Here is a 15,979-nt window from a genome sequence, read left to right on the forward strand (position 1 = left end):
GCGCGCGGCGGGCGGCCAGCCGGTGTCCGTACGCGCCGGTCAGCGGACCGGGCTGACGGCGCGCAAGAAGCGGCCTTCGTCGTAGGACAGCGCGGTGTCCGGGAGGGTCGCCTCGCGGCCGCTCAGCAGCACGGTGAGGGTGGTGTCACCGACGGCCTCCGGGGCCGGTTCCACGCCGATCCGGCGCAGCGCCTGGGCGGCCACCGCCCCGGCGGTGCCGTGCAGGACGAGCGGCGGACGGCCGGGGCGCTGGACGGCCGCGCGGATCCGCTCCGCGACCAGCTCGTAGTTGGTGCAGCCCAGGACGAGCGTGGTGACGTCGTCCGGGGTGCGGGCGGCGGCCGAGGCGATCGCGGCGTCGATCGCCTCGTCGTCGGCGTGGTGCACGGCGTCCGCGAGGCCGGGGCACGCCACCTCGGTGACGGCCACGCCGTCGGCGAACCGCTCGATCAGGCCGCGCTGGTAGGCGCTGCCCGTGGTGGCCGGGGTCGCCCAGATCGCGACGGGCCCGCCGCCCGCGGCGGCCGGCTTGATCGCGGGTACGGTCCCGATGATCGGCAGCCGCGGCTCGAAGCGCGCCCGCATCGCCGGCAGGGAGTGCACGGAGGCGGTGTTGCACGCGACGATCAGGACATCGGGCTCGTGCGCGGCGGCGGCCTCGGCCACGGCGATGGCCCGCTCGGTGATGTCTTCGGGAGTGCGCGGTCCCCAGGGCATGCCGTCCGGGTCCCAGGACAGCACCAGATCCGCGTCGGGCCGCAGCCGGCGTACCGCGGCGGCGGCGGGGAGCAGGCCGATTCCGGAGTCCATGAGCGCGATCTTCACCCGGCCACGATAGACGATGCCCTCTCCCGGGCCCCGCCGGGTGGGGCAGACTGCCGCCGTGGACGCGTACTTGTGGATCACCGTCGTATCACTGGCCGCCTGGGTCTGGCTGCTGCTCGGCCAGGGCTTCTTCTGGCGCACGGACGTCCGGCTGCCGCCGCGCCGGGAACCGGAGGCGTGGCCGTCGGTCTGCGTGGTCGTCCCGGCCCGGGACGAGGCCGCCGTGCTGCCGGACAGCCTGCCGTCGCTGCTGGCGCAGGACTATCCCGGGCGGGCCGAGGTCTTCCTGGTGGACGACGGCAGCACGGACGGCACCGGGGGGCTGGCCGGCGAGCTGTCCCGGCGGCTCGGCGGGCTGCCGCTGACGGTGGGCTCGCCCGGTGAACCGCCGGCGGGCTGGACGGGCAAGCTGTGGGCGGTGCGGTACGGCATCGGGCTGGCACGCGCGCGTGACCCCGAGTATCTGCTGCTGACGGACGCGGACATCGCGCACGCGCCGGACAGCCTGCGCGAGCTGGTAGCGGCGGCCGAGGCGGGCGGCTTCGACGTCGTGTCGCAGATGGCCCGGCTGCGGGTGGCGAGCCCCTGGGAGCGGCTGGTGGTGCCGGCCTTCGTGTACTTCTTCGCGCAGCTGTATCCGTTCCGGTGGATCGGCCGGAGGGGCTCGCGTACGGCCGCGGCGGCGGGCGGCTGTGTGCTGCTGCGCGCGGGGACGGCGCAGAAGGCGCGCATCCCGGACGCCATCCGGCACGCCGTGATCGACGACGTGGCGCTGGCGCGCGCGGTGAAGGGCGCGGGCGGCCGTGTCTGGCTGGGGCTGGCCGACCGGGTGGACAGCGTGCGGCCCTATCCGGAGCTGGGCGACCTGTGGCGGATGGTCTCCCGCAGCGCGTACGCCCAGCTGCGGCACAACCCCCTGCTGCTCCTCGGTACGGTCGCCGGGCTGGCGCTGGTGTACCTGGTGCCGCCGGCCGCCGTGGCCGTGGGCGCGGCCGGCGGCGACGCGGCGACGGCGCTGGCCGGGGCGGTGGCGTGGGCGGTGATGGCGGGCACGTATCTGCCGATGCTGCGCTACTACGGGCAGCCGCCGTGGCTCGCGCCGCTGCTGCCGTTCACCGCGTTCCTGTACCTGCTGATGACGGTCGACTCCGCCGTGCAGCACTACCGCGGGCGCGGGGCCGCCTGGAAGGGCCGTACCTACTCCCGCCCGGACGCCGTGCCCGACGAGGGCTGAGCCCGGCCGGGTGTCGCGGGGTCACTTGCGGCCGGGTGTCCAGTTCATGCCCCAGCCGTAGGCGTGGTCCACGGTGCGCTGCGGGCTCGTTCCGCGCTCCGGCACCAGGTACCGCGCCTCGCGCTGGACGAGCAGGTCGCCGCCGGTGTTGGTGATCAGGGCGAGCGCGCACACCGGGGAGGCGACGGTGCACTCGTCGAGCGAGAACTCGATGGGGGCGCCGTGCTGTGGCTGGAGGGTGACGGTGGCGTTCAGGTCGGCGAAGGAGCGGGCGCCTTCGTAGATGGTGACGAAGACGAGGATGCGCCGGAAGTCGCGGGTGTGGTCGAGGTTGATGGTGAGGTTCTCGCCGCGGGTCACGGCTCCGGTGCGGTCGTCGCCGTCGAGATGGATGTACGGCGGCTGGTGCAGCGAGCCGAAGGCGTTGCCGAGGGCCTGGACGACTCCCTTGCGGCCGTCGGCGAGTTCGTACAGCGCGCACAGGTCGAGGTCGATGCCGCCCTGGCCGCTCAGCCGGCTGAGCCAGCCCGTGGGCTGCTTGAGCAGGTGCCAGTTGAGGTTCACCCGCATCGCGCCGGAGGTGCCGCCCTGTTTGGCGAGCGAGACGGACGGGGCCGCCTTGGTGAGCGTGACCTTGGAGAGCCGGACCGGCTGGGCCGCGGGCGGTGCCGAGGGGGCCGCGGCGGGACGGGGCTGCGGAGCCGGCGCCGCCGCGGGAGGCGCGGCAGGGGGCGGCGGGGCGACCGGTGCCGGGGCCGCGGGTGGTGCCGCGTGCTGGGGTTCGTCCACGCTGATGCCGAAGTCCGTCGCCAGTCCTTCGAGTCCGCTGTCGTAGCCCTGGCCGACGGCCCGGAACTTCCAGCCGCCCTGGCGGCGGTAGAACTCGCCGAGCACGAAGGCCGTCTCCACGGTCGCGCCGGGGCTGTCGAAGCGGGCGACCACCTGTCCGGAGGCGGCGTCGGTCACCTCGATGGAGAGGTCCGGGACCTGCCCGAACGTGCCGCCGTCGGCGGAGGCGGCGAGGACGATCCGCTCGATGTCGCCCTCCACGCGCGCGAGGTCGGCCAGCAGGGTGTCGGTGACCCGTCCGCCGGCCGTCCGCTTGCCCTCGTGACGTACGGCGCCGGAGGCGTGGGCGGGCTGGTTGTAGAAGACGAAGTCGGCGTCGGAGCGGACCTTTCCGGAGGCGAGCAGCAGGGCCGAGGCGTCGGCGTCGGGCACCCCGTGGCCGGAGCGCCAGCCCACCTCGACGCGTAGCGCCGTCGTGGGCACCTGCGTGTTGGATCCTTTCGGCATTGACATGTTCGCCCCCATCGCGTGTTCGGTCCGGCGGGTTCCGCCCGTCGGACCGGATCTTCTCGGCCGGTGCGTTCCCTGCCCCACAACCTATTCCGCGCCCCGGCGCACGCCCAGGAACGGCACAGGAAGATCGCCGGTCAACCGCCGGTAACACCGCAGGAACTCAGCCTTTACACGATCCAAACGTCGACTGGCGTCCCTTTTTGCCATGTTCGCTCGGATTGGGGATGTCAGACTCCCGACGACACGGAAAACAACCCTCTTATCGGTCTCCCCAACCAGCACATCGTGGGCTTAACTTATGTGCCATGACCTCCCCCCGCTCCACTTATGGTGGCGGCTACTACTCCGCCTCCTTCAAGGAGACCCCGATCTACGACTCGCTCGTCGCCGAGCGTGGCACTCCGCAGATCGCCCCGATCAGGGTCCCCGCCGCCTACGACACGGGCAGCGGCCTGCCCGCCCTGCCGTCGGCCCTGCCCGCCCTCCCGGCGGCCCCGTCCGCGCAGCAGCCCCCGGCCTACGGCTATCCGCAGGCACCGCAGCCCGCGCCGCTCCAGCAGGCGCCCACGGCGTACATCCCGCAGCAGGCGAGCGCCCCGCGCGGCTATCCCGGCCCGCAGGCCCCGCAGCAGCAGCGGCCGGCGGCGGGAGGCAACGGGTACGAGGCGATGCGCCCCGCCGCGCCGCGCCCCGCGCCGGCTCCCTACCAGGATCCGTACAACAACCAGCAGCAGTACCGCGGTTACTGACGGCACCCCCGGCTGTCGGTGCCGCCTGGCACGATGGACGGCATGGGAAACGCCGTAGTGCAGTCGATCCACGTCCATCCGGTCAAGGCGCTCCGGGGCGTATCGCCCCGGACGGCCGTGGTGGAGCCCTGGGGCCTGGCCGGTGACCGGCGCTGGACATTGATCGATGACGGGGGAACGGTCGTCACACAGCGCGAGTCGCCGCGCCTGGCGCTGGCCGCCGCCGAGCCTCTGGCCGGCGGCGGCATTCGTCTGTCCGCACCCGGCCGGCAGCCGCTGACGGTCGAGGTGCCCGAGCCTTCCGGGACCGTCCTGGTGGACGTGTTCCGCACGAAGGTCGAAGCGGTCCCGGCCGCCGCGGCGGCGCACGATTGGTTCAGCGCCTATCTGGGGACCGGGGTCCGTCTGGTCCACATGGACGATCCGGCCCTCCGCCGCCCGGTCGACCCGGAGTACGCCCGGCCCGGCGAGACGGTGAGCTTCGCCGACGGCTTCCCCCTGCTGGTCACCACGACGGCCTCGCTGGAGGCGCTGAACTCCCTGACAGCCGACGGGCCGCACGCCCACGAGGGCCCGCTGCCCATGAACCGGTTCCGGCCCAACCTCGTCGTCGCCGGCACCGAGCCCTGGGCGGAGGACGACTGGATCCGGATCTCCGTCGGCGACGTGGTGTTCCGGGCCGCCAAGCCGAGCGCGCGGTGCGTGGTGACCACCACCGACCAGGACACCGCCGCACGCGGCCGGGAGCCGCTGTACACGCTGGCACGCCACCGCAGGAGGGACGGGAAGGTGCTGTTCGGGCTGAACCTCGTGCCCGTCACGCCCGGCACCGTCGGCGTCGGCGACCCGGTGCGGGTGCTGGAGCGCGCCTCGGACGAGGCCCGGGCGGCGGAGGGACGATGATCCGCCGGCCCGGGAACCGGGGCCGTGCGCCGGCCGTTGAGGGGGCGTGAGAAATTCGTGAGAGACCGCGTACATCGGAGGTCACGGCGCTGGTGATGCCGCCCGCTCCCGGTCCGGGTCCGGACGGGCACCGCCGCCGGGGGTGGTGACGGACCGGAAGGGGGGACATGCGGGCACTCAGTGGGCTGTGGCGCTGGCGGCACAATCCGCTGCGCCGCGCGACCGATCTGGCCGAGGCGTGGCTGGCCCTCGTCGCGCTGCTGCTGATCGCCGTGGCCGCGCCCGTGACGGGCTGGCTGGCCGGAAGGGCCGCCCAGGACTCGCTCCAGCGGTCCGCGCGGCAGCAGCAGCACGCGCGCCATCTCGTGACGGCCACCGTGGTGAGGGAGTTGGGCGGCACGCTGCCGGAGGCCGACCCGGAGTCGGCCTCCGCGCGCGAGAGCCACAGCCGGGTCCTGGCGTACTGGCGGGCGCCGGACGGCTCCCGGCGGCACGGCCCGGTCCTCGCGGACCTGAAGTCCCCGCAGCCGGGGGACCACTTCCGGCTGTGGACCGACCCGCGGGGCCGGGTGACGACCCGCCCGCTGGACTCCGCCACGGCGACGACGCACGCCGCGCTCGCGGGGCTCGGCGCGGCCCTGCTGACCGCGGCCCTGGTGGAGACCGGCCGGCAGGTGACCGTATGGCGCCTGGTGCGGCGGCGGTACGCGCGCTGGGACCAGGCGTGGGAGCGGGCCGGCCCGGACTGGGGCAAGGCGGACACCAGCAGCTGACGGGCTCGAGGCTCCGGTCAACCCGGCGTATCGGCACGCGCTACGGTGGACCGGCCGGAGCGCTGCCGGCGACGCCCCTGGACGCGTGACCCCCGGGGCGGGGGGCCCGGGAGCGCGCACGCGCTCACGCCCGCGGGCGGGCACGACCGCGGTCCGTCAGCGGCGGCGGCAGCGCCCCGACGGGCGGCGGGCCATCAGGACGACAAGGTGGGGGCACAGCAACGCCATGACACAGGGCACGGTCCAGGTGACGCACACCGGTACATCGCGGTGGCGGCGCCGCACGGGTGAGTACGCGTCGCTGGCCGCCGCCCTGGAGGCCGCCGCCGACGGCGACGTCCTCACCATCGCCCCCGGCACCTACCGGGAGAACCTCGTCGTCCACCGGGCGGTGACGCTGCGCGGGTCCGAGGGCTCGGCCGGTTCGGTGCGGATCGCGCCCCTGGACGGGGTGCCGCTCACCGTGCGGGCCTCGGCGGTGGTGCGGGACGTGCATGTGGAGGGCCAGGACGCGGCGGTGCCCGCGCTGCTGGTCGAGGAGGGCACCCCCGAGCTGGCGGACGTGCGGATCGTCACCCGGTCCGCCGTCGGCATCGAGGTGCGCGGCGGCGCCCGCCCGACCGTGCGCCGGTGCACCGTCGACAACCCGGCCGGCGTCGGCATCGCCGTACTCGACGCCGGCGGCGGGGTGTTCGAGGACTGCGAGGTCGTCGCGGCCGGACAGGCGGGCGTGGCCGTCCGCGGCGGGGCCCGGCCGCGGCTGGAACGCTGCCGGGTGCACCACGCCTCCGGCACCGGCCTCACCGTGACCGGGGAGAACACCGCCCTGGAGGCGGTGGGCTGCGAGATGTACGAGGTGCGCGGCGCGGGCGTGCAGGTCACCCAGCGGGCCACCGCGCATCTGACCGACTGCGAGGTGCACCGCACCACCGCCGACGGCATCACCCTGGACACCGACGCGGTGCTCACCCTCGCCGACTGCCGGCTGCACGACATCCCGGAGAACGCGGTCGACCTGCGCTCCCGCTCGGTGCTCACCCTGACCCGGACGACGGTGCACCGGTTCGGGCGCAACGGCCTGTCGGTGTGGGACCCGGGCACCCGCGTGGACGCCAACCAGTGCGAGATCTCCGACAGCACCGGTGACTATCCGGCGGTGTGGGTGAGCGACGGCGCCACCGCGGTGCTCGACTCCTGCCGGGTGCACGACGTGCCGGACGCGCTGTTCGTCCTGGACCGCGGCTCCCGCGCGGACGTCGTCGACAGCGATCTGTCCCAGGTGCGCAACACGGCCGTGTCGGTGAGCGACGGGGCGACCGCGCAGCTGGACGACTGCCGGATCCGGGAGGCGGCCACCGGCGCCTGGTTCCGCGACCACGGCAGTGGCGGCACGCTGAACAACTGCACCGTGGAGGACACCCAGACCGGGGTGATCGTCACCAAGGGCGCCGACCCGGTCATCGAGCGCTGCACGGTCGGCTCGCCCGCCGAGGCGGGTTTCTACGTCTCCGCGGGCGGCCGGGGCAGCTTCCTGAACTGCCGGGTCACCGGCAGCGGGGGCTACGGCTTCCATGTGATCGACGGCAGCCGTACGACACTGCGCAAGTGCCGTACGGAACGCTGCGCGCGCGGCGGTTACGAGTTCGCCGACGGCGGGCCGGACGCGGCCCCGGGGACGGGGCCGGTCGTGGAGGACTGCACCAGCGACGAGAGCGCCGCCGCCAGGACGCCCGCGGTGCGGGAGCCGCTCGTGCAGACGGTGACCCAGACCCCGAACCTGCTGGGCGCCCTTCCGGGGCAGCGGGCGGCGGAGCAGGAGCCGCCCGGTCCCGCCGTGGAGCCGGCCGGGCCGCGGCGGTCGTCGCAGGACGTGCTCGGCGAACTCGACGCGCTGGTGGGCCTGGAGAGCGTCAAGCGCGAGGTGCGGGCGCTGACCGACATGATCGAGGTGGGCCGGCGCCGGCAGCGGGCGGGACTGAAGGCGGCCTCGGTCAAGCGGCACCTGGTCTTCACCGGCTCCCCCGGCACCGGCAAGACGACGGTCGCCCGGCTGTACGGCGAGATCCTCGCCTCGCTCGGCGTGCTGGAGAAGGGCCACCTGGTGGAGGTGTCCCGGGTCGACCTGGTCGGCGAGCACATCGGGTCCACGGCGATCCGCACCCAGGAGGCATTCGAACGGGCGCGTGGCGGTGTGCTGTTCATCGACGAGGCGTACGCGCTGTCCCCGGAGGACGCCGGGCGGGACTTCGGCAAGGAGGCCATCGACACCCTGGTGAAGCTGATGGAGGACCACCGGGAGGAGGTGGTGGTGATCGTCGCCGGGTACACCGCGGAGATGGAGCGCTTCCTCTCCGTCAACCCGGGTGTGGCCTCCCGCTTCTCCCGGACCATCACCTTCGGCGACTACGGCCCCGGGGAACTGCTGCGGATCGTGCGGCAGCAGGCGGACGAGCACGAGTACCGGCTGGCGCCGGGCGCGTCCGAGGCGCTGCTGACGTACTTCGCGGCGATCCCGAAGGGCCCCGCGTTCGGCAACGGCCGTACCGCCCGGCAGACGTTCGAGGCGATGGTGGAGCGGCACGCGAGCCGGGTGGCCCAGCTCCCCGACCCGACCACCGACGACCTGACCCTGCTGTACGCGGAGGATCTGCCCGAACTGCCGTGAGCGGCCGTACCGTTCGCCCCCGGCGGGCTACAGGTTGTCTCCCCAGCCGGACTGGATCATGGTCTGGAAGGCCCACCTCCCGTCCCGCTTGAGCAGGATGTCGGCGTACCTCAGGCGCTGGGAGTGGCCGTCGGCGGTCATGGTCGAGTCCGTGAAGACGACGGCCATCGAGGAGGACAGGAACACCGGGGTCCGGGTGGACTCGAAGGTGATGTCCTGGTCTCCGTCGCCCATCACGTGGGTCATGGTGGCGAGGAACCGGTCCCGGTCCCACTGCGCCGAGCGGCCGTCGCCCGCGGAGTCGTCGCTGACGAGGTTGAGCGGGAACACCGCCATGTCCGCCATGCGCCGCACGTCGCGCCGGCCGCTCGCCGCGTCGTACTCCGCGAACCAGGCGTCCAGACTCGCGCGGTCCTCGGCGGTCGGGGTGTATCCGGTGTCGGGCAGGAAGGTCATGCGGGCTCCTTCGACGGTGACGGAACGCCGACTAATCAAGTTTGACTAGCCGAGTCGCAGGGAGAGTACACCGCTCCGCGCCGGTGATCAAACTTGATTAGCGGGACGGGTCAGGAAGGGTCCGAGCGGACCGGGTCCGGACGTTGGGCAGGGAGGCCGGGCAGCAGACGGGTCAGGAGGCGCGCTCGTTCGCGGGAGAAGGCGGGGTCCGACGGGTAGTCGGAGTGGCCGAGGATCGGGGCCGGGAGCGGGTGGTCGAGGGTGCGGCCGTAGGCGAGGGGGTCCGGCAGCGGCTCGTGATCGACTTCCGGGGCGGTGCCGGCGGGGATGCGGACCGGGCCGCCGATGGGGTCGGTACGGCGGTAGAGGTTGCGCCAGCAGGCGATGTCGCGGTGCAGCGCGGCGAGGGCCGGCGGGCCGAAGTGGGCCGGGAACCAGCGGCCGTACAGGCGCTCCAGCGGGGAGCCGTAGGTGAGCAGGGCGACCCGGGTGCGCACCGACGGCGGGAGCTGCCAGGCCGCCGCGGCGGCGAGGACGCTGCCCTGGGAGTGCCCGGACAGCACCAGCCGGCCGCCGGTGCGCCGGGTCCAGGTGACCATGCGCCAGGTCAGGTCCGGCACGGCGCGCTCGGCGTAGCAGGGCGGGGCGAAGGGGTGGGCGGCACGCGGCCAGAACGTGCCGACGTCCCACAGGATGCCGATGGTGCGCCGGGCCGAGGCGTCCTTGTAGGCGCGCCTGCCCCAGGTCACGAAGAGTACGAAGCCGAGGCCGACCAGCCAGGAGCCCAGCGCCTGGGAGGTCTCGGCCACGGCCCGGACGAGGTGCGGGGTGCGGTCGGCCGCCCCGTCGGGGGTCTTCCCGGTGGCCGCGGCACCGGCCAGCGCCACCGCGCCCAGCAGCAGGGTGGTGGCGGTGAGGACGGCGACGACTAAAGGGACGCTGTCGGTCAGGGTGGCCATGGCCCGGGCGTGCGCGATGGCGCGGGTGCGGGGCGGGTCCTCGGGTTCGCCGGGGTACTCGCGGCGCACGCGGGCGCGTTCGGCACGGGCGAGCCGGGCGGTGCGCACGGCGAGGGCGGCGGCCAGGAGCAGCAGCACCGCGATGAGCGGCGGGATGACGGAGGCCTGCCAGGTCAGCAGGGCGGGCGGACCGGCGAGCAGGGCCCGGGTGCCGTCCAGCCAGTCGGCGACGCGCTGGGCGACTCCGCCGGAGATCACTCCGCCCAGCGCGCAGGCGAGCAGCGCGACGGCGGGCCCGCCGAGGCCCCGCATCCCGGTACGCGGGTCGGGCCGGCGCCGGTACAGGATCCGGGCCACGACCGCGAGCACGACGATGACCAGGCCCTGGGCCAGCATGAGGAGGCCGAAGGCCCCGGCGCCCGGCAGCCGCCCGGCGGACTGCCAGCCGGGCCGGGACCATCCGGCGTACAGCAGGGCGAGCAGAAGCAGGGCGAGTGCGCCGAGCTTCAGGCGGCGGACCAGGTGCCGGTCCAGACGCCGGTCGAGACGGCGCTCGCTGCGGCCCCGGCGGCAGACCACCCAGACCACCGCGACCGCCCCGGCGGCCAGGGCCGCGAGCAGGGCCCAGCCGAGGACGTCCAAGGCCGCCGCGCCGCCGGGCCGGCGGTCGAAGCGGGCGGCCGGGACGGTGACGGCCGCGGCCACCGTGAGCAGACCGGCAGCGGTGTGCGCCGCGCGCAGCCGGGCGACCAGCCGGCGCCCGTACCAGAAGCCGGGCCGGGCCAGCGCGCTGCCCCGCGGGTCCGGCCGGGCATCTGTGTCCGGCTCGGTGACGTCGGCGTCGGCGTCCCGCTCGGCAGCGGCGGCGTCGGCGTCCGGGTCGGGATCCGGGGACAACGGCCGATGGGACTCGTAGGCTCTCCAGGTGCGGTGCGAGAGGTACCACAGCAGGCCGGTCAGCGCGGTCGGCACCGCGGCGGCCAGGGCCAGTCTGCGGCCGGGCGCGCTCCACCATCCGCCGGCCCCGGCGGGCGCCCCGGGGGCCGCCGGGGCCAGGAAGCCCAGCCAGGAGTGGCGGCGTACGCACGCGGGGGCGCTCGCGCACTGCCAGGCCACCAGGTCCAGGGCGACCTCGCAGACGGCGGCGACCAGCAGCACCGTGAGGGTGAGGGCGGTCAGCCGTACCAGGAGGCCGTAGAGCCGCACGGTGCGCGGCCGGCTGGGTGCGGCGGGGCGCATCCAGTGGGCGAGGTTGACGACCATGAACGGCAGCAGCAACAGCCACAGGGCGCGGCTGCCGTCGCCGGAGGTGAGGTTGCACCAGACGTACGCCTCCCGGACCGGCCCGCCGCGCGGGTCCCGCCCGGCCGGGGCGGAACCGGCCTCCTCGGCCTCCCCGGTGTCCTCGACGTCCTCGGCGCGCCGGAAGACGGCGGCCGTGTCGTCGCCGGAGACCCGGACCGTGCGCGGATCGCCGAGCATCTTCTCGGGTGTGGTGCCGCCGACGCCGTGCACCAGCAGCTCCAGGTCGGTCCCCGGCTCCGCCGGCCGTCGCGCCGGCCACCCGGCCGCGCGGTCCCCGTAGTCCCCCAAGGGCGGTCCCCCTGGGGGCCGGTCGTCGTACCGGTCCGGTGCCGGGTCCTCGTACCGCTCTGCCGCCTGCTCCGCGGACCGGTCCTGCGCGCGTTCCATCGTTTCGCACATCCCCCGTGACGCCCTGACGTCTGTGTCGTGCGCGCTCCAGGATGGCCGGTCCGGCCGCCGTGTACACCTCTCGTCACGGAATCTCCCCGAACCGGGTCACGCCGGACGCCTTCGGAGGTGGTGGCGCGAGGGGAGCCGCCCCGTGAAAAGATGGGACGCCCGCGCACTGCCCGAACGGACGGAAGTCCAGGTCGCAGCCGGTGCGCCGGGCGTGTCGGACGGTTGGCGGCGAAAGGACCGGAGCGTACGTGAGCGAGAATCAGAACCTCCTCGCGGAGCAGCGCCGCGCCCTGATCCTGGACGAGGTCCGGCGTCGCGGCGGGGTGCGGGTCAACGAGCTGACCCGCAAGCTCGGCGTCTCGGACATGACCGTGCGCCGCGACCTGGACGCGCTCGCCCGCCAGGGCATGCTGGAGAAGGTGCACGGCGGCGCGGTGCCGGTGGTCGAGGCCAGCACGCACGAGCCGGGGTTCGAGGCGAAGTCGGGGCTGGAGCCGACCGCCAAGGAGGACATCGCGCGCGCCGCGGCCCGGCTGGTCGGCCCGGGGGCGGCGATCGCCCTGTCCGGGGGTACGACGACCTACGCGCTGGCCCGGCAGCTGCTGGAGGTGCCCGACCTGACCGTGGTGACGAACTCGGTGCGGGTCGCGGACGTCTTCCACGTCGCACAGCGCACCTCGGGGCAGCGACAGGGGTCGGCCACGGTGGTGCTGACCGGCGGGGTGCGCACCCCGTCGGACTCGCTGGTGGGACCGGTGGCCGACCAGGCGATCGCCGCCCTCCACTTCGATCTGCTGTTCCTCGGTGTGCACGGCATATCGCTGGAGGCGGGTCTGTCCACGCCGAATCTCGCGGAGGCCGAGACCAACCGGCGTCTGGTGCACTCCGCGCGCCGGGTCGTGGTGGTCGCCGACCACACCAAGTGGGGCACGGTGGGCCTGAGTTCCTTCGCCACGCTGGACCAGGTGGACACGCTGGTGACCGACGCGGGCCTGCCCGCCGAGGCGCGCGCGGAGATCTCCGAGCACCTGCGGGTGATCGTGGCGGGCGAACCGGGGGAAGAGGCGGCGGAGGCCTGACGGGAGGTTCTGCCTGACGGTCCCCATCCGGAGGGCCTTCGGCTAGGGTGTGCTGCCCTGGCCGGTCGACCGCCCCCACGGGGGCGGCACGAGGGGGGTTCGCGCCATGGCTCGTCGTCTGCGCCCGGTGGGCATCGACTTCGTCGGGACCGCACCCGTACGGCTGGTCTTCGAACGGGAGATGTCCGCCGCCCCGGAACAGGTCTTCCACGCGCTCGCCGCCGATGTCTCCGGCTGGCCGCGGTGGTTCTCGGCGGTGACGTTCGCGCGGGCCGCCGCCGACGGCACCGGGCGGGAGATCCGGCTCAGGGGCGGGACACGGTTCGAGGAGACGGTGCTCGTGGCGCGGGAACCGGAGGTGTACGCCTACCGCGTCGATGTCACCAACGCGCCGGGCGCCCGGGCCCTGGCCGAGGAGTGGCGGCTGACTCCCCACGGCACCGGCACCCGTCTGCGGTGGACCTTCGCCGCCGACGGACCCGCTCCTTTCCGGTTCCTCATCGGGCTGGCCCGGCCGGGCCTGGGGCGGGCCTTCCGGGACGCGGTGAGGTCCCTGGACCGGCGGCTGGCGACGCGCTGACCCGCACCGGTCGGGCGGCCGGACGGCCAAGGTGCCGTCAGTCCGGCCACACCCCCGTCGCCAGGAACGAGCCGAGCGCCGCCGCGTACGGCGCGATGTCCAGGCCCTGGGCCGCGAGCCACGCGTCCGAGTAGTACTTGTCGAGGTACCGGTCCCCCGGGTCGCACAGCAGGGTGACGACACTGCCGGTACGGCCCTCGGCCACCATCTCGGCGACGATCTTCAGCGCGCTCCACAGGCCGGTGCCCGTGGAACCGCCCGCCTTGCGGCCGATGGCGCCCTCCAGCGCCCGTACGGCGGCGACGCTCGCCGCGTCCGGGACCTTCATCATCCGGTCGATCGCGCCGGGCACGAAGCTGGGCTCCACGCGGGGCCGGCCGATGCCCTCGATCCGGGAGCCGCAGTCGCAGGTGACGTCCGGGTCGCCGGTGGTCCAGCCCTCGAAGAAACAGGAGTTGTCCGGGTCGGCGACACAGATCCGGGTGTCGTACTGCATGTAGTGGACGTAGCGGGCGAGGGTCGCGGAGGTGCCGCCGGTGCCCGCCGTGGCCACGATCCAGGCCGGCTCCGGGAACCGCTCCAGGCGCAGCTGGCGGAAGATGGATTCGGCGATGTTGTTGTTGCCGCGCCAGTCCGTGGCCCGCTCGGCGTAGGTGAACTGGTCCATGTAGTGGCCGCCGGTCTCCGCCGCCAAGCGGGCGGACTCCTCGTACATCTTCCGGGAGTCGTCCACGAAGTGGCACCGCCCGCCGTGGAACTCGATGAGCCGGCACTTCTCGGCACTGGTCGTGCGCGGCATGACGGCGATGAAGGGCACGCCGATCAGCTTCGCGAAGTAAGCCTCCGAGACCGCCGTGGAGCCGCTGGACGCCTCGATCACGGGGCGGCCGGGGCGGATCCAGCCGTTGCACAGGCCGTAGAGGAACAGCGAGCGGGCCAGCCGGTGCTTGAGGCTGCCGGTGGGGTGGGTGGACTCGTCCTTCAGATAGAGGTCGATCCCCCACCGCTCGGGCAGCGGGAAGCGCAGCAGGTGCGTGTCCGCCGAGCGGTTGGCGTCGGCCTGGACCTTGCGGACGGCTTCCTTGAGCCAGTCGCGGTAGGCGGGGTCGCTGCGGTCGACGTCGAGGGTGGCGCCGGTGGTGGTCTGGGGCGGGATGCTCACGGCGGGGCTCCTTGCACTCGTCGCCGACGGCGCCTCGCGCGGGTCGGCAGATCGAGCATAGGCGCCTTCCACACGCCTTCCCACCTGCATAAACGCATCTTTGGGCGGCTCCAAGGCGGGCTGGGGCACAGGCGTGCGACCCGGCCGGGGCGCATGAGGGCGCGTGCTCCGGGTGACTCGTTCACGCGCCCCCGCGCGCACTGGTGCTCCTCGCCCGGCCGGGGCAGACTGCACGCGACGGGACGGTCCGTCCCGCACGGGGGCGCACGAGAAACCGACGAACCAGGGAACCACGCACCCAGGGAAAGAGCGCGAGGGGGGCCGACATGGCTGAGCCGGAATTCAGGGCCACAGGCGTGCGGATCGGCAAGGGCCTGCGTTCGCTCACCCGGGCCGGACAGGTCCGGATCAGCGACGGCAGGCTCCAGTTGCTCACCAGCTACGGCAGCGAGATAGACAGCGCGCCGGTGCAGGCGGTGCGCGCCTCCAAGCCGTGGTTCGCCCCGGACGACCGGGCGCTGGCCGATCTGAACGGCACGCGGTATCTGCTGACGCTGGGCGAGCGCGACCCGGCGCCGGGACGGCCGGGGCCGCCCGCCGCCCGGAGGTTCATCGAGGCGGTCCGCCGGGCCGCGGGGCGCGGCGGCTGAGCGGCGCCGGACGCGGCGGCCGGGCGAGCCGGACCGTGCGCCCGTGCCCTTGCCCGGCGCGCGGTCGCGGCGAGTTGCGGGAGTGCGTGCGCTGCGTCACTCTGGTCTCACGTCACTCTGGGTTTACCGGCGATAACGCTGCGAACCAGCCCGCCGGCCACGACAGCAGGCGGACGTTTGGACGCAAGCACCCTGCTGGATCCGTTGTTCTCCGTGTTCTTCCGGTTCCTCCGGACCTCACATCGGGGAGTCGCAGCCGTGACCAGTCATCCAAGCAGGCACTGCACGGTGGAGCTCCAAGCCCTGCCGTCGCGGATCGGCCAGGTCCGCAGAATCGTATCTGCGCAGTTGCGCTACTGGCATCTCGACCCATTGATCGACCGGGCCGCGCTCGGTGTGACGGAGCTGCTGAGCAACGTCCACCGGCACGCCAGGCCCGACAAGTCGTGCACCGTGGAGCTGGAGTTGCTGCCGGACCGGCTCACGGTCTCGGTACACGACCACGATCCGCGCCTTCCGGTACCGGCCGACGCCACGGACCCGGCGGACGCCACCCCGCTGGCCACCTGCGGGCGGGGGCTGGCGATGGTGGCCGCGGTGAGCGAGAGCTGGGGTGCGCGGCCGGACGGGGAGAACGGCAAGGTCGTGTGGTTCACGCTGCCGGCCTCGGCGGCGGCCCACGGCCATCCGGCACGGCCACCCCAGGACACACCCCGGCGGGCACCCGCCACGGCGGCGGTCGCGGCCGGGGTCTCGGCTCCCCCGGGGGCCGGGGCGACGACGGGAGGCGGTCCGGCCGTCCCGATGAAAGTGGCGGCCATGACCACCACGGCCACCACGGCCACCACGGCCCCCGCGGTCGCCGCGGCGGCGAGCGCGATGGCCGACGGCGGTGCGGCACCAGGCTGAGCGGCCGGCCACGGCGGACGACGACACGG

Annotated in this window: 14 protein-coding genes; 9 read left to right on the plus strand and 5 right to left on the minus strand. The window is 74.3% G+C overall.

Annotation, left to right across the window (positions count from 1 at the left end; translation table 11 throughout):
• Nucleotides 1–39: 39 nt before the first annotated feature.
• Complete coding sequence (locus HB370_RS06565) at nt 40–810, minus strand: aspartate/glutamate racemase family protein (RefSeq protein WP_244406013.1); 771 nt, start codon at nt 808–810, stop codon at nt 40–42.
• 55 nt (nt 811–865) lie between these two features.
• On the opposite strand from HB370_RS06565, the gene HB370_RS06570 reads away from it, so the two are divergent.
• On the plus strand, nt 866–2,059 hold the full coding sequence (locus HB370_RS06570; protein WP_051815213.1) for a glycosyltransferase: 1,194 nt from the start codon (nt 866–868) through the stop codon (nt 2,057–2,059).
• 21 nt (nt 2,060–2,080) lie between these two features.
• Here HB370_RS06570 and HB370_RS06575 read toward each other — a convergent pair whose 3' ends face one another.
• Nucleotides 2,081–3,355 carry a TerD family protein gene (locus tag HB370_RS06575; RefSeq protein WP_030775582.1) on the minus strand — a complete coding sequence of 425 codons (1,275 nt, stop codon included), beginning with the start codon at nt 3,353–3,355 and terminating at the stop codon, nt 2,081–2,083.
• A gap of 311 nt (nt 3,356–3,666) precedes the next feature.
• Between HB370_RS06575 and HB370_RS06580 the strand changes: the two genes are divergently transcribed.
• The 4 genes from HB370_RS06580 (at nt 3,667) to HB370_RS06595 (ending at nt 8,451) form a co-directional block, all read left to right on the plus strand.
• Nucleotides 3,667–4,110 carry a DUF6643 family protein gene (locus HB370_RS06580; protein WP_030775579.1) on the plus strand — a complete coding sequence of 148 codons (444 nt, stop codon included), beginning with the start codon at nt 3,667–3,669 and terminating at the stop codon, nt 4,108–4,110.
• Between the two features lie 42 nt (nt 4,111–4,152).
• Complete coding sequence (locus HB370_RS06585; protein WP_051815224.1) at nt 4,153–5,013, plus strand: MOSC N-terminal beta barrel domain-containing protein; 861 nt, start codon at nt 4,153–4,155, stop codon at nt 5,011–5,013.
• 167 nt (nt 5,014–5,180) lie between these two features.
• On the plus strand, nt 5,181–5,786 hold the full coding sequence (locus tag HB370_RS06590) for a hypothetical protein (protein ID WP_030775573.1): 606 nt from the start codon (nt 5,181–5,183) through the stop codon (nt 5,784–5,786).
• A gap of 226 nt (nt 5,787–6,012) precedes the next feature.
• The gene (locus HB370_RS06595; protein ID WP_030775570.1) at nt 6,013–8,451 is read left to right on the plus strand and encodes a right-handed parallel beta-helix repeat-containing protein; all 2,439 of its coding nucleotides are present in this window, start codon (nt 6,013–6,015) and stop codon (nt 8,449–8,451) included.
• A 27-nt stretch (nt 8,452–8,478) separates the two neighbouring features.
• On the opposite strand, the gene HB370_RS06600 is transcribed toward HB370_RS06595, so the two are convergent.
• Both HB370_RS06600 and HB370_RS06605 read right to left on the minus strand, forming a co-directional pair.
• Nucleotides 8,479–8,907: a hypothetical protein gene (locus HB370_RS06600; protein WP_030775567.1), complete on the minus strand. Its 429-nt coding sequence runs from the start codon at nt 8,905–8,907 to the stop codon at nt 8,479–8,481.
• 110 nt (nt 8,908–9,017) lie between these two features.
• Nucleotides 9,018–11,558, minus strand: coding sequence for a hypothetical protein (locus tag HB370_RS06605; RefSeq protein ID WP_078637284.1), 2,541 nt, complete (start codon nt 11,556–11,558; stop codon nt 9,018–9,020).
• A 260-nt stretch (nt 11,559–11,818) separates the two neighbouring features.
• Between HB370_RS06605 and HB370_RS06610 the strand changes: the two genes are divergently transcribed.
• Together HB370_RS06610 and HB370_RS06615 are read left to right on the plus strand one after the other, a co-directional pair.
• Nucleotides 11,819–12,649 (plus strand): DeoR/GlpR family DNA-binding transcription regulator, encoded by an 831-nt coding sequence (locus HB370_RS06610; RefSeq protein WP_030775563.1) that lies wholly within the window; start codon nt 11,819–11,821, stop codon nt 12,647–12,649.
• A gap of 106 nt (nt 12,650–12,755) precedes the next feature.
• Nucleotides 12,756–13,229 carry an SRPBCC family protein gene (locus HB370_RS06615; RefSeq protein ID WP_030775560.1) on the plus strand — a complete coding sequence of 158 codons (474 nt, stop codon included), beginning with the start codon at nt 12,756–12,758 and terminating at the stop codon, nt 13,227–13,229.
• A gap of 37 nt (nt 13,230–13,266) precedes the next feature.
• Here HB370_RS06615 and HB370_RS06620 read toward each other — a convergent pair whose 3' ends face one another.
• The gene (locus HB370_RS06620) at nt 13,267–14,391 is read right to left on the minus strand and encodes a PLP-dependent cysteine synthase family protein (RefSeq protein ID WP_030775556.1); all 1,125 of its coding nucleotides are present in this window, start codon (nt 14,389–14,391) and stop codon (nt 13,267–13,269) included.
• Nucleotides 14,392–14,717: 326 nt separating this feature from the next.
• Between HB370_RS06620 and HB370_RS06625 the strand changes: the two genes are divergently transcribed.
• Nucleotides 14,718–15,041 carry a hypothetical protein gene (locus HB370_RS06625; RefSeq protein ID WP_030775553.1) on the plus strand — a complete coding sequence of 108 codons (324 nt, stop codon included), beginning with the start codon at nt 14,718–14,720 and terminating at the stop codon, nt 15,039–15,041.
• 258 nt (nt 15,042–15,299) lie between these two features.
• Nucleotides 15,300–15,950, plus strand: coding sequence for an ATP-binding protein (locus HB370_RS06630; RefSeq protein WP_078637283.1), 651 nt, complete (start codon nt 15,300–15,302; stop codon nt 15,948–15,950).
• Nucleotides 15,951–15,979: the final 29 nt, after the last annotated feature.

Source organism: Streptomyces sp. DSM 40868 (assembly GCF_011820545.1).
Taxonomy (GTDB): domain Bacteria; phylum Actinomycetota; class Actinomycetes; order Streptomycetales; family Streptomycetaceae; genus Streptomyces; species Streptomyces eurythermus.

Coding starts and splice junctions, on each gene's coding strand:
- HB370_RS06565 (WP_244406013.1), bottom strand. CDS start 810: ATGGACTCCGGAATCGGCCTGCTCCCCGCCGCCGCCGCGGTACGCCGG.
- HB370_RS06575 (WP_030775582.1), bottom strand. CDS start 3,355: ATGCCGAAAGGATCCAACACGCAGGTGCCCACGACGGCGCTACGCGTC.
- HB370_RS06580 (WP_030775579.1), top strand. CDS start 3,667: ATGACCTCCCCCCGCTCCACTTATGGTGGCGGCTACTACTCCGCCTCC.
- HB370_RS06585 (WP_051815224.1), top strand. CDS start 4,153: ATGGGAAACGCCGTAGTGCAGTCGATCCACGTCCATCCGGTCAAGGCG.
- HB370_RS06590 (WP_030775573.1), top strand. CDS start 5,181: ATGCGGGCACTCAGTGGGCTGTGGCGCTGGCGGCACAATCCGCTGCGC.
- HB370_RS06595 (WP_030775570.1), top strand. CDS start 6,013: ATGACACAGGGCACGGTCCAGGTGACGCACACCGGTACATCGCGGTGG.
- HB370_RS06600 (WP_030775567.1), bottom strand. CDS start 8,907: ATGACCTTCCTGCCCGACACCGGATACACCCCGACCGCCGAGGACCGC.
- HB370_RS06605 (WP_078637284.1), bottom strand. CDS start 11,558: ATGGAACGCGCGCAGGACCGGTCCGCGGAGCAGGCGGCAGAGCGGTAC.
- HB370_RS06615 (WP_030775560.1), top strand. CDS start 12,756: ATGGCTCGTCGTCTGCGCCCGGTGGGCATCGACTTCGTCGGGACCGCA.
- HB370_RS06625 (WP_030775553.1), top strand. CDS start 14,718: ATGGCTGAGCCGGAATTCAGGGCCACAGGCGTGCGGATCGGCAAGGGC.